We start from the raw sequence: 24,434 nt of genomic DNA on the forward strand, positions 1-24,434 counted from the left end.
AAAAATTATTTTAATGTTGTTTTTATAAGCATTTTACTTAGTTTTTATAACCTTTTATTAAGAATATGTTTGTTAATATTAAATATTTTGTTTTATTAATTATTTTTCAAGTAAAAAGGTAATAAATTTTTAGTTGCTTTTCTTTCAAAATTATTCAAATCTTTACCCACCTAACAAAACTTTATGCGCCCCAAAGTATTGTGCAAAAAATTAAGGAATTTCAAGAATAGAATTTTTTAATGTATAATTTAAATAATGCGAAAAAAGCAGGGTAACATATTTAAAAGGAGTTTAATAGTGAAAAAAAGGAAATGACAAGGTTTTAATATTGGAAAACTCAAAAACTATTACATTCTTAAAAACGCTTTTAAATCAGTTTTAAGAAATAAGATTCAAATGATAGGATTAGTTCTTTTAATAGTTTTAACGGCAGTTATTTTTACTTTAATGTATACAACAACACAAAGAATTAATAATTCTTATGAGAATTTTATTACGGCATCTAATTTACATCATTTTGTTGTTGATTTAAGAAATAAAAATCGGATTCCAGGAAAAGAAGCTGATGAAACTGATGTTAATGTTCAAAAGGCATTAGTTGAGAAAACTGCTTATGTTCAATGAGCAATGGAAAAAGTCAGAGTTGCTAATGAAACAAATAATAATTTTGTGTTTGCATATCGTGAAGGACGAATGGTTTCTCGTGTTATTGATAATAATGTAAGTTTGTTTAAAGTTATTGCTCTTGAAATTCAAGATACGATTGATAAATTAGTTATTACAGAAGGTCGCAATATTGAAGCTGAGCAGGAAGTGGTGTTATCACCTGAATTTGCTAATGAAAATAAATATCGTGTTGGTGATATTATTTGTTTACAGTCAGAACAGTGTGATGTTAATAATCCTGATAATAATGCTTTAGAAATTGTCGGGCTAGGAACTTCTGTTGATTATATGTTTCCCCAACTTGATTTAACAACGCCAATTCCTAATCAAGCGCGTGAGGGGATGGCATTTGTTCATCCGCACCAATTAGGACTTTTTAGTCCTAATAATACGCAATTAATTGAAAAAGGTATTAAATGACAATATAATAAAAGTGTTGAAAAAGTTTCGTTAACTTCTGAAGTTGATCGTGAAGGATATTTTGTTGCTCAGTGAACTGCTGGTAGTGAACAAAATATTTCCTTAATTCAAAAACAATTACAAGATTATTTTCTTAGTAATGATGGTAATAATGATTTTGTATTTGCGGTTAATGATGCCAATTATCCTGAATATGATTTTAGTGGTCGTGTTAATACGCTAAAAACAATTTTGGTTGCTTATCAAATTATGGCGATTGCTTTGCTATTAATGGTGCTTATCATTGCGGGATTTGTGATTGCATTAGTAACAAAAAAACGCGTTCAAAATTCTCGTACGCAAATTGGTGTTTTAAAAAGTTTAGGTTATTCTTCGTTTAGTATTGCCCAAGGGTTTTTAGTATATCCATTAATTTCTGCTATTGTTGGGGGAATTATTGGATATTTAGTTGGTATTTTTTTACAAATTCCTATTATAAGTGTATTTAATTGATATTTTACGCTTCCATTAGGGAAATTTAGTTTTAATTGGCTATCATTATTATTTTCAATTGGTGGAACTTTTCTTTTATTAGGTTTAATAACAATTGTGGCCTCAATTTGATATATTAAAGGTAGTCCTTTGAAATTATTGCATCCTGAAGAAAATATGGGGGCAACGATTTTAACAAGATGATTTAATTATTTAAATCGTGGCAAACAATTTACAACGCGGTTTCGTTGAGCAGTTTTTTCAAAATCAATTACGAAGATGTTAACAGTAATGATTACAATGGTTTCAGCAACATTGTTATTAACATTTTCCATTACGGGTCCAAAAGCTTTACAAGATATGCGAACCGCAACTTATAAGGGAATTAATTATGAATCAATTACTGAATATGAAACTCCGATTTGAAATTCAATGCGTTCATCATATGGTGTTTATAATCCAGAAATTACAAATAATCAACAAGGGATTAATGGTGATCTTTATTCTCCAAAATTAATGGTTGAAGAGGAAATCAAGCCGAATGTCAAACGCTATCGTCCGATGTTGTTAGAATTAATAAAGCTCGCAACTTTAAATTATCGTCTTTTTGATTTAAATTTTTACCTTAATTCAATTTTAACGAAGTTAGAGCCAACAGCTACATTAACACCGTTTAAAGATATTACTTGCATGCTGGCGGTTGATGGTTGGAATGATAAAACAGAAGCCGAGCAGGCAAAGTATGCAATTACTGATTGTATCATTATTGGTACGACAAAAAAGTCGCCTTATTTTGTTCGTAGTAAGTTATCATCATTAGAATTAACTTTAAGAAAAATTGAAGTTAGTTTAGCAATTGATATTTTACAGTCGGGAGATTTAATGAATCCTACTGCAGAGTTTACTAATGGTAATCCGTTAACTTTACAAGAAAATAATGGCTTTATTGATGAAATGACTGTTGCTGCTACTAATGATGCTGATTATAAAAACCGCTATGATGTGGTGTTAAAAATTTATGAAGAAATTAAAAAGCGACTTAATAATGGTCAAAGTGCTAATCCAAGTAAAGATGATGAACAATGAAATCGGTATTTAAATAAGGTGATAATAAAACTGAAAGCAATTGCTAATGATTTAGAACTTACTAAAACCTTTAATATTCAATTTGGATTGACGCCCTATAATCTTGATGAAGATGAGTTAGCAACTTATTTTAAACCTAATATTGAAACAATTTCTCGTGGTAATATTACTTATGAAAATAAAAAAATGTTAAAGCTTAAAGCTTATGGTATTGAACGAAGTAGTAAAATGAATCTTTTGTTAGATAAAGATAATAATAATCTTTTAGAAGCAATGTATGAAAATCATTCGCTTAATGCGGAAATTATTCCTGTAGTTATTAATCAAACTATTGCTAAACATTTGCAAATTAATCAAGGTGACATTTTAGATATTAATCCTAATAAGCAATCATTATATTCTAAAATTGCTACGGCTGATAGTAAGATTGTTGACCTGAAAAAATGGCATCTAAAAGGATTAAGTACTGGTTTTCAACAAGTGACAAATAATGATATTGCAGGAGTTCAAGGATTGTATTTTTCAATGGGTGATGTTCCTTCACCAATGTATGAGAAAATTACTAGTGGTGATGTTTATATTAAAACTGAAGATAATCAAAATCAAAAAATGCGCGTTATTGGTATCCAAGAGGGTTATGGTGATCCTAAAATGTTTTTACCTAAATATGATGCTGATGTGATGTTAGGTTATATTGAAAAAGGTAAAAGTTGAGAGCTTTCAGAACATTATGAGAAAATTAAAGATATATTTCAAGAAGTTACTCACTTTGCTAATGATACAACGCCAGAATTTAAGCAAAGATTTCCTAATATGACTTATGATGAGGCTGTGCAGGCAATGTTTCCTTTGTTTAATGCTAAATTTTCATTAAATAAAAATATTACTGATATTACTGATAGTATTAGTGTGGCGCAAATGTATGGTGATTTTACGCAGTTAACATTAAATGGTATGGTAACTAAGGATGAGGTTTCTGGTGATTTAGTTCAAAAGTATATTGGATTAGGACAAGGAGCAATTGCTTTTGCAATGCCGATTGCAACACATCAATCGGTATTTGATGAAATTAAAGATATTGCTGATTCAATATTATGGGCTTTTATGGCGATTTCTTTATTAATATCATTTGTGACAATTTTAATTACTTCTAATATAATTATTACTGAAAATAGTCGGTTAATTGCAACAATGAAAGTTATTGGTTATAGTGATTATAAAATTAATTGATTAACATTAGGAATGTATTTACCCATTGTGTTTATTGCTTTTGTTATTGGTTTTCCTGTGGCGTGGGTAATTATGAATCAGTTAGTTAATTATTTAGCATTGAATTCAACCTGAGTTATGCCGTTTTACTTTAATTGAGGACTAATCTTTGCGGTTTTAGTGATTATTTTAGCAATTTATGCGATTACATTTGTTGTTGGTTGATTTATTTTAAAACGCGTCAATCCAATTGAAGCTTTAAAAATAAATGATTAATTTAGATATTTAAATTAATTGCAGATAATTGTATAATAAAATAAAAAGGAGTTGGTTTAAGTGAGAAAAAATTTAATCGTTTTTTCTTTGTTAGGAACATCATTAATAACACCTAATTTAATTAATTATCAACAGAGTAATCGTGAAAATGTTAGACAAATGAAAGTATATCGGGATATGAAAAAACATTATGTTAATACAAAGTTTTATGCTGAGCATATAGGATATGAATATATTCCAATATATAATTTTCATTATGTAAATAATTTTATTAAATCATATTCTGCTTTAAGAAATACGATGATTAAGGTTATTGAAAAATATCAATATCAAGGTTATAGTAATTTTCTTTGAAGGCAATTTTCAAAATGGAAAAAAGAATCGCAGGTTCCAATATATGCTGAGGAATTAGCAAAACGATTTTACCATCATATTGCCCCAACATATTGAACCTTAATTTAGTTTAATTTGTACCTTATCATCGCTTAATGATAAGGTATTTTTTGTTATTAAAACACAAGTGGTTTTTTTGATGTGCATAGTGTTATTATTAGTAAGAACAATTACTAAATAGAAGGAGGATTAAAGTTATGCGAACAATTATTATTGGTGGTGGGGCATCGGCAATGACTTGTGCTAGTAAACTACGAAGAAATGATGCAACGATGGAAATTATTGTTTATCAAGCAAGTAGTTATGTTTCATTAGGCGCTTGTGGGATTCCATATTATATTGCTGAAGAATTTGATAATGTTAATGATTTATTAGCAAGAACGCCCGATTGATTTGAAAAACAAAATATTCAAATTTTTTTAAACTCGCAATTAACTGCGGTTGATTTTGATAAAAAAGTAGTTATGATTGGTAATCAAGTAACTTCTGAGATAATTACTAAACAATATGATAATTTAGTTATTGCTACGGGGGCGATGCCAATTGTTCCTAAATTTGAAAATGACCATTTAGGAAATATTTTTACAGCCGTTAGTAAAGAAGATGCTTACAATATTAGAAAACAAGTTAAAGATAAACAAAAAATTGCTATTATTGGTGGTGGTTTTATTGGTTTGGAACTGGTTGAGGCATTTAGTCATTTGCAGAAAGAAGTTATTCTTGTTGAAGCGTTACAACGAATTGGTGCTAAAGCTTTTGATGTTGAGATTACCACTATAATACAAGAATATTTATTGGCAAAAACTGTGCAAGTGCATTGTTCCAAAGAATTATTAGGTTTTCAAGGCGAAAATGATGTTCAAGCAATTGTATTAGCAAATAATGAAATTATTGCTGCTGATTTAGTAGTTTTAGCACTGGGATTTCGTCCGCATACGCAATTATTTAAGGATACGGGTTTAGAAATGCTAGATAATGGGGCAATTGTTATTGATCATCAAGGAAAGACTAATATTGCTAATGTTTATAGTGTTGGTGATTGTGCAACAATTACTAATTTAGTAACTAAAAAACAATCATATCTTCCTTTAGCAACAACAGCAGTTAAATTAGCTCGCGTTATTGCTAATGTTATTGCTAATGTTGATGATCGCTTAGAAGGAACTTTGGGAAGTGCGATTTTACAAATTGTTGATTTGCAAGTTGCTCGGACTGGATTAAGTGAATGAGAAGCAAAAGCAATGAATTTTAACTATCAAACAATTATCATTGATGATTATGATTTACCAAATTATATGTCAAAGCAAATGCCTTTAAAATTAAAATTGCTTTATGAAGTTGATTCCTTAAAATTATTAGGAGCACAAATTGTTGGTTATAATAAAGCAGTTTTAAGAATTAATGCTTTAGCGGTTGCGATTTGCAAGCAAATGACATTACCAGAAATTGCCAAGTTAGATTTGGTCTATGCACCACCTTTTGGACGCACTAGTGATATAATTCATATTGGTGCTAGTAAAATTAAGAAATAATTAAAGGAGAAGTTAATTTATGTCAAGAAAATTTTCAGAACAGGAAGTTGTGCGACGCGATAAGTTAGAGCAATTAGTAAAAGCAAACCATAATCCGTTTGCTATTTCTAAGGTAGAACGCACGCATACTACTGCTGAATTTAAAGAACAATATGATGTATATAGTAAAGAGCAATTGCAAGGAAAACCGGATGTGATTACGATTGCGGGAAGAATTAGGGCTTTAAGAACGGCTGGCAAAGCAATTTTTGCTAATGTTCAAGACCAAGATGGTCAAATTCAAGTTTATCTTCGTCTTGATGAAGTTTCTAAGGAAGAATTTCTTGCTTTTGAACAATTAGATTTAGGCGATATTATTAGTGTTACTGGTGGGGCAATGAAAACACAAGTTGGGGAATTGACTTTAAGACTGGTAGCGTTTCAATTGCTTAGTAAGGCATTAAAACCGTTGCCTAATAAACATGATGGTTTAAAGGATACCGAAGAACGATATCGTCGGCGATATGTTGATTTGATTGTTAATGAAGAAGTTAAAGCAGTATTTATTAAAAGAACGCAAATATTAAATTTAATTCGGCAATATTTACAAACAAGAGACTATTTAGAGGTGGAAACGCCAGTTTTACAACCAATATTAGGTGGGGCAACAGCGAAACCTTTTAAAACGCATCATAATACTTTGGATATGCCATTTTACTTGCGAGTTGCTCCTGAATTGTATTTAAAAAAACTTCTTGTCGGTGGTTTTGAGAAAGTATTTGAAATGGGACGATTGTTTCGTAATGAAGGTATGTCAGCGAAACATAACCCTGAGTTTACTGCGATTGAAATTTATGTTGCTTATCAGGATATGAATTTTATGATGCAGTTAACCGAAGATTTAATTAGTTATTTAGTTAAGGCAATTTTGCCTAGTAGTGAAATAACTTACGATCATCAAAAAATTAATTTTCGGCAATGAAATAAAATGAGTATGGTGGAAGCAATTAAAAATGTTAGTGGAGTAGAATTTAATCGCGAAATGACATTAGTGCAAGCACGAAAGTTAGCTAAAGAGCATAACATAATTTTAGAAAAGCATCAGCATACGATTGGTCATATCATTAATGCATTTTTTGAACAATTAGTTGAAAAAACCTTAATTCAACCGTCATTTATTTATGGATATCCACTGGAAGTGTCGCCATTAGCGAAAAAGAGTTGTTCTGATGAACGGTTTACTGATCGTTTTGAACTATTTATTGGCGGTAGAGAGTATGCTAATGGTTATTCTGAATTAAATGATCCCATTGACCAATATAATCGTTTTGAACAGCAGTTAGCATTAAGAGATTTAGGTGATGAGGAAGCTAATGAAATGGATTTAGACTTTGTTGAAGCCTTAGAATATGGGATGCCACCAGCTGGTGGTTTAGGGATTGGTATTGACCGCTTAGTAATGTTATTAACGGAACAATCATCAATTAAAGATGTGTTATTATTTCCTCATATGCGAATTAAAGAATAAGAGGATGCTAAGAAGCGTTAAAAAAGAGTAAGGAATTAAATTCCTTACTCTTTTTTGTTAATTCTAAGATGTTATAATCCACATTGCAGTTGAGCACTGCAATTATCGCAGGTATTGCATCCTCCCGCTTCAACGATGTTGCCTTCATTGCAGAAAGCACAGAGGTCGCCGATATTAGTTCCACGGGTGCGGTCTTGTTTAATACCACGGTATTGGTTTGTAGGAAAGGCGTTGCTAGGGGTTGTGGGATTAGGACTAGTGACAATGGGTGTTTCTAATGGTGACAGACCGAGTTGTTCTTGGATTGGCTCGCTGTCATCGGTTAGCGATAGCACTTGGGCGTTTCTTGATCCATCAACATAGACAGTACCACCTTTGGCACCGTTTTTGTATAAGTGCATATATAGTTTTTCCACATTTTTAACTGTGTAGCCAACAGGAGCATTAACGGTTTTGGAAATTGATGAGTCAACTCAGCGTTGAATAATACATTGTACATCAGCATGAGCAACGGGAGTTAGTTCCATCGCGCTAATGAAAATATTAGGTAGCGGTTTATTAACATATTCGGGATGATATTTTAGTCATTCATCAACAATTTTAGCATTAACTTTAATATTTTTACCAAGGCGACCACTCCGATAAAAGTTAAAAGCAAAGTATGGTTCTAAGCCAGTAGAAACACCAACCATTGTTCCAGTTGTTCCCGTAGGAGCGATAGTTAGTAAGTGGGAATTACGAATCCCATATTTTTTAATAGCATTACGAATTTCGGGGTTCATTTTTTTCATATAACCCGTATTAATAAAGGCGTTGTGGTCTTTTAAGAAGGGAAATGAACCTTTTTCTTTGGCAATATTTACTGATGTTAAATAAGCAGTTTCGGCTATTAATTGAAATATTTTGTTAACAATGCTATTTCCTTCAATGGAACCATAAACGACATTGGTTCATATTAATAAGTCGTGTAATCCCATAACGCCTAAACCAATCCGGCGTTCACCCAAAGCTTGGATTTTGTTTAATTCTAAAAAGTAAGGGGTACTGTCAATAACATTATCTTGTAAACGAATAGCAATATTAACGGTTTCTTTTAACTTATCTCAAAGAATTTCTTTTGTATTGCGGTTAACAAAGTTAGCTAAGTTAATTGCCCCGAGATTGCATACTGAATAAGGAGCAAGTGGTTGTTCACCACAAGGGTTAGTAGCAACAACTTTCATACCATAGGCTTTAGCGTTAGTCATATCGTTGGCTTGGTCAATGAAAAATAATCCAGGTTCGGCTGAATAGGTGGCACAAAAACTAATTAAGTCTCATAAGTCGCGAGCTTTCATTTGATAATAGTTTTTAAGTTTGAATCCCATTTGTTCTCATTGTTTAATATCACCAATTGTGTGCCAAAGAGTATCATATTGTTCTTTTTCTGCTTGTGAATAGTTATCTAAGTCGGGGAATTGTAAAGTTCATTGGGCATCATTTTCTACTGCTTGCATAAAGGCGTGGCTAATGGTAACAGAAATGTTGGCGCCGGTTAAAAATTCAGGACGATTTACTTTTCATTCACCGCCATCTAAGAGTTTTTTGCGGGCAGTTTCAACAATAGTAAGAGCTACGGTGTTTTCGTTTTCAATAATAGCTTCTAATAATTGTTTTTCAGCTGGTAATATTGGTTCAAATCGGAGTTTTTTAGTTGCTTCTTCGCGAATTGCTTGGTCTTGCGAATTTTCTTTTAATCATTTTAAAATTTTGGGGTTTTGCATTTTACAAACGATAAATTCAATAATATCAGGATGTCAGTCGGCTAACATAATCATTTGGGCTCCGCGCCGACTGCCACCTTGCTCAACTAAGTGGGTTAGCGAAGATAAGTCGTTTAATCATGATACAGAACCTGATGATTTGCCACCAACACTTTTAGCAACGGTTCCTTTGGGTCTTAAAGTTGAACCGTTGCTACCAACCCCACCACCGTGAGACATAATTTCCATTACTTCTTTACGATGTTCAGAAATACCATTTCTTGAGTCTTTAATCATTGGCATTACAAAGCAATTAAAAAAAGTAACATCAGAGGGTCGCGTTTAGTTTTCTTAGGTATTTTTTAAAAAAGAAAAAATAGTCATTTACTATAAATTATTTCAATATGCAAATTAAGTATATATTTCTTATGTATGATTTTTGTTGTAAAAAATTATTTTAATGTTGTTTTTATAAGCATTTTACTTAGTTTTTATAACCTTTTATTAAGAATATGTTTGTTAATGCCAAATTGTAAAGTTAAGTGCAACTAAATTATTTTTCTAACCAAATATTCGATTGGCGAAAGATAATTTAGTATTTTTCTTGGTCTTTGGTTTAAAGACAATATAAATTTATGAACTGCATTTTTAGTAGTGTTTGAAAAATTAAATTTTTTAGGAAATTTTTCTCTAATTAAACCATTAGTATTTTCATTAGTACCTCTTTGTCAAGGTGAATATGCATCAGCAAAATAAATTTTCACATTTAAATTTTTTTCAAGTTGTTGTCAATTAGCAAATTCTTTACCCCTATCAAATGTTATAGTCTTAACAAGATTATTTGGAAGAATTGATAAATAATGACTAATATTTTTGTTAATAACTTTAGTAGTTCTATTTTCAACTAATATTGCTAAAGTAAATCTTGATGTTCTTTCAACTAAAGTTATTAAACATGATTTACTTTTACCTCGTGATGATACTACAGTATCACCTTCTCAATGGCCAAGAGTTATGCGATTATTAACATTTCGTTCTTTAATGGATTTACCATTAAATTTACCCCGATTTTCTTGAGATTTTCGTTTCTTACCTTTTCTTCTTAAATTTTTACTAGTAACCTTTTCAAGTAATCCAGAATAAATTCAATTGTAAATTGTTTTAAAACTAATAATTCATTCTTGATGAAAATTTTTAATTCTGCCATAAATTTGTTCAGGCGATCAGCCTAATAATAATTTTTGTTGTACATATTTTACTAATTCTCTATTTTTAAATTTATGAAAATAAACATGTAATTGTTTTCTATTTTCTGCTTTATTTTGTGCAATTAATGCCAAATTGTAAAGTTAAGTGCAACTAAATTATTTTTCTAACCAAATATTCGATTGGCGAAAGATAATTTAGTATTTTTCTTGGTCTTTGGTTTAAAGACAATATAAATTTATGAACTGCATTTTTAGTAGTGTTTGAAAAATTAAATTTTTTAGGAAATTTTTCTCTAATTAAACCATTAGTATTTTCATTAGTACCTCTTTGTCAAGGTGAATATGCATCAGCAAAATAAATTTTCACATTTAAATTTTTTTCAAGTTGTTGTCAATTAGCAAATTCTTTACCCCTATCAAATGTTATAGTCTTAACAAGATTATTTGGAAGAATTGATAAATAATGACTAATATTTTTGTTAATAACTTTAGTAGTTCTATTTTCAACTAATATTGCTAAAGTAAATCTTGATGTTCTTTCAACCAAAGTTATTAAACATGATTTACTTTTACCTCGTGATGATACTACAGTATCACCTTCTCAATGGCCAAGAGTTATGCGATTATTAACATTTCGTTCTTTAATGGATTTACCATTAAATTTACCCCGATTTTCTTGAGATTTTCGTTTCTTACCTTTTCTTCTTAAATTTTTACTAGTAACCTTTTCAAGTAATCCAGAATAAATTCAATTGTAAATTGTTTTAAAACTAATAATTCATTCTTGATGAAAATTTTTAATTCTGCCATAAATTTGTTCAGGCGATCAACCTAATAATAATTTTTGTTGTACATATTTTACTAATTCTCTATTTTTAAATTTATGAAAATAAACATGTAATTGTTTTCTATTTTCTGCTTTATTTTGTGCAATTAATGAAAAATAATGATTATTATCTTTATTTCTATTAACTTCTCGATTAATAGTACTAATACTTCGATTAAGATTTTTAGCTATTTCACTAATTTTTACTTTAAATTTCAATTGATTCTCAATATAAATTCTTTCATCTATGCCAAGATGTTTGTATCCCATATAAAAACTCCTTAAATTTACTTTTTCTAAAATAAACTTAGCATCATGAAATTTTTATATGAAATCTTTTGCAATTTTATTTACTTGCACTTACAAGTATAATTCAGCAATGTAATGTAATACATTTAATTTGTTTAAATTTGCCATTCTTAAATGTAATAGGTTATTTAAATTCTTATAATTATATATTTTCGCTCCATAGCCTAATTGTTGTTTTACTAAATGTGATACATCACTTTCGATGCTACAACCGATATTTCATTCTAAATTTTGATGATGAATGCCATGCTTATTGTTTTTGAAATAATTACTAGCCTTCCTTAAATTTGTTTTAATATCTTTATTTAATTCATTTTTAGCATCATTTTGAATGTTTTTTACCAATTCTTGATGATTTCCATTTTTATATAATTCAATTCAACTATTTAGTGCTACTTTACGATTTTCAAAAACAATATTAAATGCCGTTTGTTTTAATTTTTTAATAGCATGATAACCATCCAAAATATATCTAACATTACCAAAACTATTGGCAATTTCTCTAATTCAAGTAGCGCCATCGCCACAAACAATTATTTTGTCATAATTAATATTTACATAATATTTTTGTAATTCCTTAATTAATAAATCACGATAATCCATAGTATTTATTCGTTTACCAACTTTTAATATTAGAAAATGACCTCGTTTGTTTTCTAATTCTCTACGAGCATTTTTGTAATTTTTTTCTTTATGTCCGGTGTGAAAAGTAACTAAACGAATTCTTTGGTCTTGTTTAACTTTCTGATTTAATGTCGCTAAAAATGTCTCATCTAGTTGAATATATAAATTCTTATTTTTGACATCAATTCTAGTTTTAGTTTCTTTTTCTGCGAGTTGAAAATATTCGGCAATATCGTATTTATTTAAAATATTTGCTGAATTATACTTGTAAGTGCAAGTAAATAAAATTGCAAAAGATTTCATATAAAAATTTCATGATGCTAAGTTTATTTTAGAAAAAGTAAATTTAAGGAGTTTTTATATGGGATACAAACATCTTGGCATAGATGAAAGAATTTATATTGAGAATCAATTGAAATTTAAAGTAAAAATTAGTGAAATAGCTAAAAATCTTAATCGAAGTATTAGTACTATTAATCGAGAAGTTAATAGAAATAAAGATAATAATCATTATTTTTCATTAATTGCACAAAATAAAGCAGAAAATAGAAAACAATTACATGTTTATTTTCATAAATTTAAAAATAGAGAATTAGTAAAATATGTACAACAAAAATTATTATTAGGTTGATCGCCTGAACAAATTTATGGCAGAATTAAAAATTTTCATCAAGAATGAATTATTAGTTTTAAAACAATTTACAATTGAATTTATTCTGGATTACTTGAAAAGGTTACTAGTAAAAATTTAAGAAGAAAAGGTAAGAAACGAAAATCTCAAGAAAATCGGGGTAAATTTAATGGTAAATCCATTAAAGAACGAAATGTTAATAATCGCATAACTTTTGGCCATTGAGAAGGTGATACTGTAGTGCTGAATTATACTTGTAAGTGCAAGTAAATAAAATTGCAAAAGATTTCATATAAAAATTTCATGATGCTAAGTTTATTTTAGAAAAAGTAAATTTAAGGAGTTTTTATATGGGATACAAACATCTTGGCATAGATGAAAGAATTTATATTGAGAATCAATTGAAATTTAAAGTAAAAATTAGTGAAATAGCTAAAAATCTTAATCGAAGTATTAGTACTATTAATCGAGAAGTTAATAGAAATAAAGATAATAATCATTATTTTTCATTAATTGCACAAAATAAAGCAGAAAATAGAAAACAATTACATGTTTATTTTCATAAATTTAAAAATAGAGAATTAGTAAAATATGTACAACAAAAATTATTATTAGGTTGATCGCCTGAACAAATTTATGGCAGAATTAAAAATTTTCATCAAGAATGAATTATTAGTTTTAAAACAATTTACAATTGAATTTATTCTGGATTACTTGAAAAGGTTACTAGTAAAAATTTAAGAAGAAAAGGTAAGAAACGAAAATCTCAAGAAAATCGGGGTAAATTTAATGGTAAATCCATTAAAGAACGAAATGTTAATAATCGCATAACTCTTGGCCATTGAGAAGGTGATACTGTAGTATCATCACGAGGTAAAAGTAAATCATGTTTAATAACTTTAGTTGAAAGAACATCAAGATTTACTTTAGCAATATTAGTTGAAAATAGAACTACTAAAGTTATTAACAAAAATATTAGTCATTATTTATCAATTCTTCCAAATAATCTTGTTAAGACTATAACATTTGATAGGGGTAAAGAATTTGCTAATTGACAACAACTTGAAAAAAATTTAAATGTGAAAATTTATTTTGCTGATGCATATTCACCTTGACAAAGAGGTACTAATGAAAATACTAATGGTTTAATTAGAGAAAAATTTCCTAAAAAATTTAATTTTTCAAACACTACTAAAAATGCAGTTCATAAATTTATATTGTCTTTAAACCAAAGACCAAGAAAAATACTAAATTATCTTTCGCCAATCGAATATTTGGTTAGAAAAATAATTTAGTTGCACTTAACTTTACAATTTGGCAAACGAAAATCTCAAGAAAATCGGGGTAAATTTAATGGTAAATCCATTAAAGAACGAAATGTTAATAATCGCATAACTCTTGGCCATTGAGAAGGTGATACTGTAGTATCATCACGAGGTAAAAGTAAATCATGTTTAATAACTTTAGTTGAAAGAACATCAAGATTTACTTTAGCAATATTAGTTGAAAATAGAACTACTAAAGTTATTAACAAAAATATTAGTCATTATTTATCAATTCTTCCAAATAATCTTGTTAAGACTATAACATTTGATAGGGGTAAAGAATTTGCTAATTGACAACAACTTGAAAAAAATTTAAATGTGAAAATTTATTTTGCTGATGCATATTCACCTTGACAAAGAGGTACTAATGAAAATACTAATGGTTTAATTAGAGAAAAATTTCCTAAAAAATTTAATTTTTCAAACACTACTAAAAATGCAGTTCATAAATTTATATTGTCTTTAAACCAAAGACCAAGAAAAATACTAAATTATCTTTCGCCAATCGAATATTTGGTTAGAAAAATAATTTAGTTGCACTTAACTTTACAATTTGGCATTAACAAACATATTCTTAATAAAAGGTTATAAAAACTAAGTAAAATGCTTATAAAAACAACATTAAAATAATTTTTTACAACAAAAATCATACATAAGAAATATATACTTAATTTGCATATTGAAATAATTTATAGTAAATGACTATTTTTTCTTTTTTAAAAAATACCTAAGAAAACTAAACGCGACCTATTTTCTGTGTGTCTTTGTCTAGTTTTTGCTATAATAGACTTGGTACATAACCTTTAATTTTATCTACTATTTTGATAATTATTTTTTAGATGAAATACAAATGTTAGATAAATACAAAGATAAAAATGAATTTTATAGTTTAGTCGGCATAAAATGTTATAGTTATGTACCAAGTCTAATATATAATATATATCTCATTTAGAGGAGGATAGTAATAGATGTCAAGAATTACAGATGTAAGAGCAATAGAAGTTTTAGATTCTCGTGGTAATCCCACAATTCAAGTGGAAGTGTGAAGTGAATTTGGTTACGGCAAAGCCTTGGTTCCGTCAGGGGCATCCACAGGTGAATTAGAAGCTTTAGAATTAAGAGATAACGATGAAAAGCGATATATGGGTAAAGGTGTTTTAAAAGCTGTTGCTAATATTAATAAAATGATTCGTGAAAAAGTAGTAGGAATGGATGTTACTAATCAACTTTTAGTTGATCAAGTGATGATTAAATTAGATGGTACAGATAATAAAGAAAAATTAGGAGCTAATGCGATTTTAGGAGTATCAATGGCAGTTATGCGTGCAGGTGCTGATGAAGTAGGTTTACCATTATATCAATATATTGGTGGTATTAATGCTAGAAAATTACCAGTACCAATGTTAAACATTATTAATGGTGGAGAACATGCAGACAACACAATTGATTTTCAAGAGTTTATGATTATGCCGGTTAGTGCTCCTGATTTTAAAGAAGCAATTAGAATGGCAGCAGAAGTATTTCATACTTTAAAGAAAATTTTACACGATGCTGGTGATACTACTTCTGTTGGTGATGAAGGTGGATTTGCTCCAAATTTAGATAATGAAGGTGCATTAGATGTTATTGTTAAAGCAATTGAAACAGCAGGATATAAAGCTGGTACGGATATTAAAATTGCAATGGATTGTGCTTCTAGCGAACTATATGATAAAGAACGAAAAATTTATGTCTTTAAAAAACTAAGCAAAAAAAGTGGCAAAGTTGTTGAAAAAACTACTGATGAAATGATTTTGTATTTAGAACAGTTAGTTAATAAATATCCGATTATTTCTATTGAAGATGGACTATCAGAACATGATTGAGATGGTTTTGTTAAATTAACAGAAAAATTAGGTAATAAAGTCCAAATTATGGGAGATGATATTTTTGTAACTAATCCTAAAATAACAAAAGAAGGTATTGAAAAGCAAGCGGCTAACTCAATTTTAATTAAAGTAAATCAAATTGGAACAATGAGTGAAACGATTGCGACGATTCAAATGGCGCAAAAAGCTAATTGAACAACAGTTGTATCACATCGTTCAGGTGAAACTGAGGATACAACTATTGCTGATTTAGCGGTCGCTTTAAACACTGGACAAATTAAAACTGGTTCAATGTCAAGAACCGATCGGATTGCTAAATATAATCGTCTCTTAACGATTGCACATGAATTAGGTGCTACTGGTGAATATGATGGAATGGAAACATTTTATAACTTAACAAAAAAATCTTAAAATCTTAAAACCTTTAAATATCTCCTAGTTAATTGGGAGATATTTTTTATTTAAGAATATTATTTCTTTAATTAGAAACGATTTTCACTCTATTCTTGCTATTGTAGTAGTAAAGGAGGTTTAACGATAAAATTAAAATTTTATTAAGGATACCTTTTTAAAAAATAACAAATTAATAGTATAGTCCCCAACTAATTAATTATTAAGGAGACAAATAGCACTTTAATAAATTAGTATATTGTGGAGAATATATTTTTGCTATAATTAAAATACTAAATATTTAGAAGGGATAAATTAAAAATGGCAAAATTGATGAAGAAAGTTGCGATATTAACTTCTGGTGGCGATGCGCCAGGAATGAACAATACGGTGGCGCAAATAATTAAAAAAGCAATAGCAAATAATATTCTGCCTTACATTGTTAGGGATGGTTATGAAGGTTTAACACAAGGTTGAATTGAAGAAACTAATGAAGACTTTGCGAGAAAAATTGTTAATCGTGGGGGAACAGCGATTGGTACTTCCCGTTATCCTGAATTTGCAAAGGAAGAAGTAAGACAACGAGCGATTAATAATTTAAAACAATTAGAAATTAATAATTTAATTGTTATTGGTGGTGATGGTAGTTATCAAGGTGCTAATAAATTAGTAGCAATGGGATTAAATTGTATTGGTTTGCCAGGAACAATAGATAATGATGTTGTATCAAGTGATTTTACTATTGGTTTTGATACGGCATTAAATACCGTTATTGAAGCAATTGACCGTGTTCGCGATACTAATGAATCTCATAATCGTTGTGGAATTATTGAAGTTATGGGTCGTTATTGTGGAGATATTGCGATGCTGGCGGGAATTGGTAGTGGTGTGGAAATTATTAGTACATCAGAAAATAAATTGACAGAAGAAGAAATTATTCAGCAAACTAAAAAATGTTATGAGAAAAAGTATCGTTCGGTAATTATTCTTGTAACGGAAAAACTGTATGATGTTCATCAATTGGCGAAAGAAGTTGAAAAAGGTAGTGGTTATGTTACGCGAGCAACAGTCTTAGGACATATTCAAAGAGGCGGTATGCCAACAGCAATGGATCGCTATTTAGCAACAATTTTAGGAACTGAAGCTATTAAGCAATTAATTGCTGGCAATACAGGGATTTGTATTGGATTAAGTGGAAATGGTTTACAAAGTTATTCTTTTACTAAAGCATTAGCAATGAAACGAAAATAAGCTGGTCGTATTCATCATTAGTCATAAAATATACAAGGAGTAAATTAATGGAAAATAATAATTATGCAATTTCTATTAGTGGATTAACCAAAAGGTTTAAAAAACAAGTTGCTGTTAATAACATTACTATTAAAGTAAAAAGTGGTAAAATTCATGGTTTTATTGGACCTAATGGTAGTGGAAAAACAACAACAATTAAATGTTTAATCGGTTCAATTATTCCTAATAGTGGTGAAATACAAATTGATGGTAAAGATGCTACGCTGTCTGTAGCTAAAGAAGTTTTAGGATATATTCCTGAAAATGCTCGTTTTCCAATGCACTTATCAACATATAAATATTTAACTTGAATGAGTTTTTTACGAGGAAACGATTGAAAAAAAAGTAAAAAGGAAGCTAAAGCATCATTAGAACAATTAAATTTATGAAAGTTTCAACGAAAAAATCCTAATAGTTTTTCTTCTGGAATGAAAAAAAAGGTATTATTAGCACAAGCTCTTATTTCTAATCCTAAAATATTAATTTTAGATGAACCAGCAGCTAATTTAGATCCAACAGCGAGAATGGAATTATTTGATGAATTAATTAAACTTCGTGATATGGGAAAAAGCATTTTGATTTCATCACATATTTTATTAGAGTTACAAAATATTATTGATGAAGTTACAATTTTAAATCATGGTAATGTTATTTACAGTGATATCATTCAAACTAAAAAACAAAATTTATATATGTTTGATCCTTTAAAACCAGAATTGTTTATTAAAGTATTAAAAAAAGCTGGTTATGATGTTCAAATAATGAATGAAAAAATTGTGGTGCAAATTAAAAATGATCAAGAATTGTTAAATATTAGTGAATTAGCGCTTGAACATAAAATTTTAATTAAATCAACACAACCGTATACAACAGACTTAACTGAGTTGTATGAACAAATTATTAAAAATGATCAACAATCAGAAATTGTGTCTAGTCATAAAAACAGTAATAAAAAGGAAGGTAAGAAGTAATGCCGATTAAAACTCAAAAAGTAACAAGTAAAAACTATAAATTTAGTTTTAGAGCGCCAATTTTGCTTTATACTTGCTGAATTATACTTGTAAGTGCAAGTAAATAAAATTGCAAAAGATTTCATATAAAAATTTCATGATGCTAAGTTTATTTTAGAAAAAGTAAATTTAAGGAGTTTTTATATGGGATACAAACATCTTGGCATAGATGAAAGAATTTATATTGAGAATCAATTGAAATTTAAAGTAAAAATTAGTGAAATAGCTAAAAATCTTAATCGAAGTATTAGTACTATTAATCGAGAAGTTAATAGAAATAAAGATAATAATCATTATTTTTCATTAATTGCACAAAATAAAGCAGAAAATAGAAAACAATTACATGTTTATTTTCATAAATTTAAAAATAGAGAATTAGTAAAATATGTACAACAAAAATTATTATTAGGTTGATCGCCTGAACAAATTTATGGCAGAATTAAAAATTTTCATCAAGAATGAATTATTAGTTTTAAAACAATTTACAATTGAATTTATTCTGGATTACTTGAAAAGGTTACTAGTAAAAATTTAAGAAGAAAAGGTAAGAAACGAAAATCTCAAGAAAATCGGGGTAAATTTAATGGTAAATCCATTAAAGAACGAAATGTTAATAATCGCATAACTCTTGGCCATTGAGAAGGTGATACTGTAGTATCATCACGAGGTAAAAGTAAATCATGTTTAATAACTTTAGTTGAAAGAACATCAAGATTTACTTTAGCAATATTAGTTGAAAATAGAACTACTAAAGTTATTAACAAAAATATTAGTCATTATTTATCAATTCTTCCAAATAATCTTGTTAAGACTATAACATTTGATAGGGGTAAAGAATTTGCTAATTGACAACAACTTGAAAAAAATTTAAATGTGAAAATTTATTTTGCTGATGCATATTCACTTTGACAAAGAGGTACTAATGAAAATACTAATGGTTTAATTAGAGAAAAATTTCCTAAAAAATTTAATTTTTCAAACACTACTAAAAATGCAGTTCATAAATTTATATTGTCTTTAAACCAAAGACCAAGAAAAATACTAAATTATCTTTCGCCAATCGAATATTTGGTTAGAAAAATAATTTAGTTGCACTTAACTTTACAATTTGGCATAAAAAAAAGAAAAGGATTATTTCTTTTCTTTATGCATTGTTTTTGCGTTACAACGCGAACAATATTTATTGAATTCTACTCGTTCGGGATGCAACTTTTTATTTTTCTTATCAATATAATTTTCTTCTTTACAAATTTCACAACGTAATGTAATACCTTCACGCATCCTTGTTCCTCCTTTTATACCCAATATATTAAATTATATAACAAATTACTAACAAATTAGGTCGCGTTTAGTTTTCTTAGGTATTGCTTTGAAGAAGTAAAACAATCAGCTAATTATATTATTTAATTACTAAACTAACCCTACCTTTCTTGTTATTGTCATTTTTATTCATTACCATTTTATCATATTATTGAATTTTTACACAATAAAAAATTATTAAATTTTAACTAATATTTTTACTTACTTGCCAAATTGTAAAGTTAAGTGCAACTAAATTATTTTTCTAACCAAATATTCGATTGGCGAAAGATAATTTAGTATTTTTCTTGGTCTTTGGTTTAAAGACAATATAAATTTATGAACTGCATTTTTAGTAGTGTTTGAAAAATTAAATTTTTTAGGAAATTTTTCTCTAATTAAACCATTAGTATTTTCATTAGTACCTCTTTGTCAAGGTGAATATGCATCAGCAAAATAAATTTTCACATTTAAATTTTTTTCAAGTTGTTGTCAATTAGCAAATTCTTTACCCCTATCAAATGTTATAGTCTTAACAAGATTATTTGGAAGAATTGATAAATAATGACTAATATTTTTGTTAATAACTTTAGTAGTTCTATTTTCAACTAATATTGCTAAAGTAAATCTTGATGTTCTTTCAACTAAAGTTATTAAACATGATTTACTTTTACCTCGTGATGATACTACAGTATCACCTTCTCAATGGCCAAGAGTTATGCGATTATTAACATTTCGTTCTTTAATGGATTTACCATTAAATTTACCCCGATTTTCTTGAGATTTTCGTTTCTTACCTTTTCTTCTTAAATTTTTACTAGTAACCTTTTCAAGTAATCCAGAATAAATTCAATTGTAAATTGTTTTAAAACTAATAATTCATTCTTGATGAAAATTTTTAATTCTGCCATAAATTTGTTCAGGCGATCAACCTAATAATAATTTTTGTTGTACATATTTTACTAATTCTCTATTTTTAAATTTATGAAAATAAACATGTAATTGTTTTCTATTTTCTGCTTTATTTTGTGCAATTAATGAAAAATAATGATTATTATCTTTATTTCTATTAACTTCTCGATTAATAGTACTAATACTTCGATTAAGATTTTTAGCTATTTCACTAATTTTTACTTTAAATTTCAATTGATTCTCAATATAAATTCTTTCATCTATGCCAAGATGTTTGTATCCCATATAAAAACTCCTTAAATTTACTTTTTCTAAAATAAACTTAGCATCATGAAATTTTTATATGAAATCTTTTGCAATTTTATTTACTTGCACTTACAAGTATAATTCAGCAATGACTAATATTTTTGTTAATAACTTTAGTAGTTCTATTTTCAACTAATATTGCTAAAGTAAATCTTGATGTTCTTTCAACTAAAGTTATTAAACATGATTTACTTTTACCTCGTGATGATACTACAGTATCACCTTCTCAATGGCCAAGAGTTATGCGATTATTAACATTTCGTTCTTTAATGGATTTACCATTAAATTTACCCCGATTTTCTTGAGATTTTCGTTTCTTACCTTTTCTTCTTAAATTTTTACTAGTAACCTTTTCAAGTAATCCAGAATAAATTCAATTGTAAATTGTTTTAAAACGCCAAATTGTAAAGTTAAGTGCAACTAAATTATTTTTCTAACCAAATATTCGATTGGCGAAAGATAATTTAGTATTTTTCTTGGTCTTTGGTTTAAAGACAATAGACTTGGTACATAACCTTTAATTTTATCTACTATTTTGATAATTATTTTTTAGATGAAATACAAATGTTAGATAAATACAAAGATAAAAATGAATTTTATAGTTTAGTCGGCATAAAATGTTATAGTTATGTACCAAGTCTAATATAAATTTATGAACTGCATTTTTAGTAGTGTTTGAAAAATTAAATTTTTTAGGAAATTTTTCTCTAATTAAACCATTAGTATTTTCATTAGTACCTCTTTGTCAAGGTGAATATGCATCAGCAAAATAAATTTTCACATTTAAATTTTTTTCAAGTTGTTGTCAATTAGCAAATTCTTTACCCCTATCAAATGTTATAGTCTTAACAAGATTATTTGGAAGAATTGATAAATAATGACTAATATTTTTGTTAATAACTTTAGTAGTTCTATTTTCAACTAATATTGCTAAAGTAAATCTTGATGTTCTTTCAACTAAAGTTATTAAACATGATTTACTTTTACCTCGTGATGATACTACAGTATCACCTTCTCAATGGCCAAGAGTTATGCGATTATTAACATTTCGTTCTTTAATGGATTTACCATTAAATTTACCCCGATTTTCTTGAGATTTTCGTTTCTTACCTTTTCTTCTTAAATTTTTACTAGTAACCTTTTCAAGTAATCCAGAATAAATTCAATTGTAAATTGTTTTAAAACTAATAATTCATTCTTGATGAAAATTTTTAATTCTGGCTGAATTATACTTGTAAGTGCAAGTAAATAAAATTGCAAAAGATTTCATATAAAAATTTCATGATGCTAAGTTTATTTTAGAAAAAGTAAATTTAAGGAGTTTTTATATGGGATACAAACATCTTGGCATAGATGAAAGAATTTATATTGAGAATCAATTGAAATTTAAAGTAAAAATTAGTGAAATAGCTAAAAATCTTAATCGAAGTATTAGTACTATTAATCGAGAAGTTAATAGAAATAAAGATAATAATCATTATTTTTCATTAATTGCACAAAATAAAGCAGAAAATAGAAAACAATTACATGTTTATTTTCATAAATTTAAAAATAGAGAATTAGTAAAATATGTACAACAAAAATTATTATTAGGTTGATCGCCTGAACAAATTTATGGCAGAATTAAAAATTTTCATCAAGAATGAATTATTAGTTTTAAAACAATTTACAATTGAATTTATTCTGGATTACTTGAAAAGGTTACTAGTAAAAATTTAAGAAGAAAAGGTAAGAAACGAAAATCTCAAGAAAATCGGGGTAAATTTAATGGTAAATCCATTAAAGAACGAAATGTTAATAATCGCATAACTCTTGGCCATTGAGAAGGTGATACTGTAGTATCATCACGAGGTAAAAGTAAATCATGTTTAATAACTTTAGTTGAAAGAACATCAAGATTTACTTTAGCAATATTAGTTGAAAATAGAACTACTAAAGTTATTAACAAAAATATTAGTCATTATTTATCAATTCTTCCAAATAATCTTGTTAAGACTATAACATTTGATAGGGGTAAAGAATTTGCTAATTGACAACAACTTGAAAAAAATTTAAATGTGAAAATTTATTTTGCTGATGCATATTCACCTTGACAAAGAGGTACTAATGAAAATACTAATGGTTTAATTAGAGAAAAATTTCCTAAAAAATTTAATTTTTCAAACACTACTAAAAATGCAGTTCATAAATTTATATTGTCTTTAAACCAAAGACCAAGAAAAATACTAAATTATCTTTCGCCAATCGAATATTTGGTTAGAAAAATAATTTAGTTGCACTTAACTTTACAATTTGGCATTTACTTTCTTTTGTTTCTTTTCTTCTGCTTTTTCTTTTTCTCGTTGGTGATAAGAATAGTGAGCTGATTCAGCATATCGTAAGATTGGCTTTTCCAGAATTAACATTACACCAAAGGTGATGAGATATTTTACAAAAATGAAACCCCCATAAATGCCATAAAAAATTAGCATTTGTGTTTTTAGTGGTTGCTTGGATATTTCTTTGATTGGGTCATGAAGAGAAAAATTCTTACACTTATTAATTATTATTATTGGATTTATTGTCATTGGATGAGTGTGTGTATGAAAACCTAAAGCATCAGCAGCTCACAATTGAGCATTTACAGCAGCAAATAGTGCAGTTGCTAAACAACAAATAAGAATACTGGTGCATTTAGTATAAATGTTTTCTTTGTGAAATAATCTTTTCCATATTCAGTTTAATAGAAAATATAGTCCAATAACAAGAGCATTTAACATCATTCCCATTGTGGCACTAACAACAATATTACCGTGAGCAATGTGGTGGGGAATTATCATATGTAATCAAGGTTTAATTGCACCAATTAGCATTGCAAATCAAGGACCAATTAATGGAATAACTAATAAAATTAGGGTATCACCAATTTCAAAGTTGGCTGCTGGTAAGTTAGGTAAGGGAATAGGAATTTCTAGCATTGATAATGCTAGTGCTAGTGCTAATGCCATTGATGAAATGGTAATTTTAAATATAATATGTTTTTCTTTGAGCATATTTTTCTCCATAATATTAATTGATAATAATTTTTAGTACTAATTATTTATAATAATTATAAATTGGATAATATGTATTGTCAATTAAAATTGGTGTAATTT

At 28.0% G+C, this 24,434-nt stretch carries 20 protein-coding genes; 12 read left to right on the forward strand and 8 right to left on the reverse strand.

Going from position 1 to position 24,434, the window contains the following annotated elements:
* The first annotated feature begins 297 nt into the window (after positions 1 to 297).
* The 4 genes from ACFEL5_RS00095 to lysS all read left to right on the forward strand — a co-directional run bounded on the left by ACFEL5_RS00095 (position 298) and on the right by lysS (position 7,560).
* A complete protein-coding gene (locus ACFEL5_RS00095) occupies positions 298 to 4,128 on the forward strand; it encodes an ABC transporter permease (RefSeq protein WP_375315403.1) in 3,831 nt (1,276 codons plus the stop codon).
* A gap of 60 nt (positions 4,129 to 4,188) precedes the next feature.
* Positions 4,189 to 4,590, forward strand: coding sequence for a hypothetical protein (locus ACFEL5_RS00100; RefSeq protein ID WP_375315404.1), 402 nt, complete (start codon positions 4,189 to 4,191; stop codon positions 4,588 to 4,590).
* A gap of 128 nt (positions 4,591 to 4,718) precedes the next feature.
* Positions 4,719 to 6,053, forward strand: a complete 1,335-nt coding sequence (locus tag ACFEL5_RS00105) for a CoA-disulfide reductase (RefSeq protein WP_375315405.1) — start codon at positions 4,719 to 4,721, stop codon at positions 6,051 to 6,053.
* Between the two features lie 19 nt (positions 6,054 to 6,072).
* Positions 6,073 to 7,560: a lysine--tRNA ligase gene (lysS, locus tag ACFEL5_RS00110; RefSeq protein ID WP_375315406.1), complete on the forward strand. Its 1,488-nt coding sequence runs from the start codon at positions 6,073 to 6,075 to the stop codon at positions 7,558 to 7,560.
* A gap of 71 nt (positions 7,561 to 7,631) precedes the next feature.
* Here lysS and ACFEL5_RS00115 read toward each other — a convergent pair whose 3' ends face one another.
* From ACFEL5_RS00115 to ACFEL5_RS00130, 4 genes are all read right to left on the reverse strand, one after another.
* Positions 7,632 to 9,599: a vitamin B12-dependent ribonucleotide reductase gene (locus ACFEL5_RS00115; RefSeq protein WP_375315407.1), complete on the reverse strand. Its 1,968-nt coding sequence runs from the start codon at positions 9,597 to 9,599 to the stop codon at positions 7,632 to 7,634.
* Between the two features lie 251 nt (positions 9,600 to 9,850).
* Entirely contained in the window at positions 9,851 to 10,642 is a 792-nt protein-coding gene (locus ACFEL5_RS00120; protein WP_375315408.1) for an IS30 family transposase, read from the reverse strand.
* A gap of 19 nt (positions 10,643 to 10,661) precedes the next feature.
* A complete protein-coding gene (locus ACFEL5_RS00125) occupies positions 10,662 to 11,606 on the reverse strand; it encodes an IS30 family transposase (protein WP_338966716.1) in 945 nt (314 codons plus the stop codon).
* A 90-nt stretch (positions 11,607 to 11,696) separates the two neighbouring features.
* Positions 11,697 to 12,572 carry an Mbov_0401 family ICE element transposase-like protein gene (locus tag ACFEL5_RS00130; protein WP_375315409.1) on the reverse strand — a complete coding sequence of 292 codons (876 nt, stop codon included), beginning with the start codon at positions 12,570 to 12,572 and terminating at the stop codon, positions 11,697 to 11,699.
* A 58-nt stretch (positions 12,573 to 12,630) separates the two neighbouring features.
* Here ACFEL5_RS00130 and ACFEL5_RS00135 point away from each other — a divergent pair, with 58 nt between their 5' ends.
* From ACFEL5_RS00135 to ACFEL5_RS00165, 7 genes are all read left to right on the forward strand, one after another.
* Complete coding sequence (locus ACFEL5_RS00135) at positions 12,631 to 13,170, forward strand: IS30 family transposase (protein ID WP_375315410.1); 540 nt, start codon at positions 12,631 to 12,633, stop codon at positions 13,168 to 13,170.
* Between the two features lie 80 nt (positions 13,171 to 13,250).
* Complete coding sequence (locus ACFEL5_RS00140) at positions 13,251 to 14,195, forward strand: IS30 family transposase (protein WP_338966716.1); 945 nt, start codon at positions 13,251 to 13,253, stop codon at positions 14,193 to 14,195.
* A complete protein-coding gene (locus tag ACFEL5_RS00145; RefSeq protein WP_375315411.1) occupies positions 14,196 to 14,759 on the forward strand; it encodes an IS30 family transposase in 564 nt (187 codons plus the stop codon).
* 434 nt (positions 14,760 to 15,193) lie between these two features.
* Complete coding sequence (eno, locus tag ACFEL5_RS00150) at positions 15,194 to 16,504, forward strand: phosphopyruvate hydratase (RefSeq protein WP_375315412.1); 1,311 nt, start codon at positions 15,194 to 15,196, stop codon at positions 16,502 to 16,504.
* Positions 16,505 to 16,804: 300 nt separating this feature from the next.
* A complete protein-coding gene (pfkA, locus tag ACFEL5_RS00155; RefSeq protein ID WP_342189813.1) occupies positions 16,805 to 17,734 on the forward strand; it encodes a 6-phosphofructokinase in 930 nt (309 codons plus the stop codon).
* 47 nt (positions 17,735 to 17,781) lie between these two features.
* Complete coding sequence (locus ACFEL5_RS00160) at positions 17,782 to 18,744, forward strand: ABC transporter ATP-binding protein (RefSeq protein ID WP_342262586.1); 963 nt, start codon at positions 17,782 to 17,784, stop codon at positions 18,742 to 18,744.
* A 183-nt stretch (positions 18,745 to 18,927) separates the two neighbouring features.
* Positions 18,928 to 19,872, forward strand: a complete 945-nt coding sequence (locus ACFEL5_RS00165) for an IS30 family transposase (protein WP_375315413.1) — start codon at positions 18,928 to 18,930, stop codon at positions 19,870 to 19,872.
* A 42-nt stretch (positions 19,873 to 19,914) separates the two neighbouring features.
* On the opposite strand, the gene rpmG is transcribed toward ACFEL5_RS00165, so the two are convergent.
* The 3 genes from rpmG to ACFEL5_RS00180 form a co-directional block, all read right to left on the reverse strand.
* A complete protein-coding gene (rpmG, locus tag ACFEL5_RS00170) occupies positions 19,915 to 20,064 on the reverse strand; it encodes a 50S ribosomal protein L33 (RefSeq protein WP_215826806.1) in 150 nt (49 codons plus the stop codon).
* A 270-nt stretch (positions 20,065 to 20,334) separates the two neighbouring features.
* Entirely contained in the window at positions 20,335 to 21,279 is a 945-nt protein-coding gene (locus ACFEL5_RS00175; RefSeq protein WP_338966716.1) for an IS30 family transposase, read from the reverse strand.
* Between the two features lie 544 nt (positions 21,280 to 21,823).
* Positions 21,824 to 22,570 carry an IS30 family transposase gene (locus ACFEL5_RS00180; RefSeq protein ID WP_375315414.1) on the reverse strand — a complete coding sequence of 249 codons (747 nt, stop codon included), beginning with the start codon at positions 22,568 to 22,570 and terminating at the stop codon, positions 21,824 to 21,826.
* Positions 22,571 to 22,628: 58 nt separating this feature from the next.
* Here ACFEL5_RS00180 and ACFEL5_RS00185 point away from each other — a divergent pair, with 58 nt between their 5' ends.
* Positions 22,629 to 23,573 (forward strand): IS30 family transposase, encoded by a 945-nt coding sequence (locus ACFEL5_RS00185; RefSeq protein WP_338966716.1) that lies wholly within the window; start codon positions 22,629 to 22,631, stop codon positions 23,571 to 23,573.
* A 12-nt stretch (positions 23,574 to 23,585) separates the two neighbouring features.
* Here ACFEL5_RS00185 and ACFEL5_RS00190 read toward each other — a convergent pair whose 3' ends face one another.
* Entirely contained in the window at positions 23,586 to 24,344 is a 759-nt protein-coding gene (locus ACFEL5_RS00190) for an ECF transporter S component (RefSeq protein ID WP_375315415.1), read from the reverse strand.
* Positions 24,345 to 24,434 lie beyond the last annotated feature (90 nt).

Source organism: Spiroplasma endosymbiont of Tipula paludosa, from assembly GCF_964264785.1.
Taxonomy (GTDB): Bacteria; Bacillota_I; Bacilli_A; order Mycoplasmatales; family Nriv7; genus Nriv7.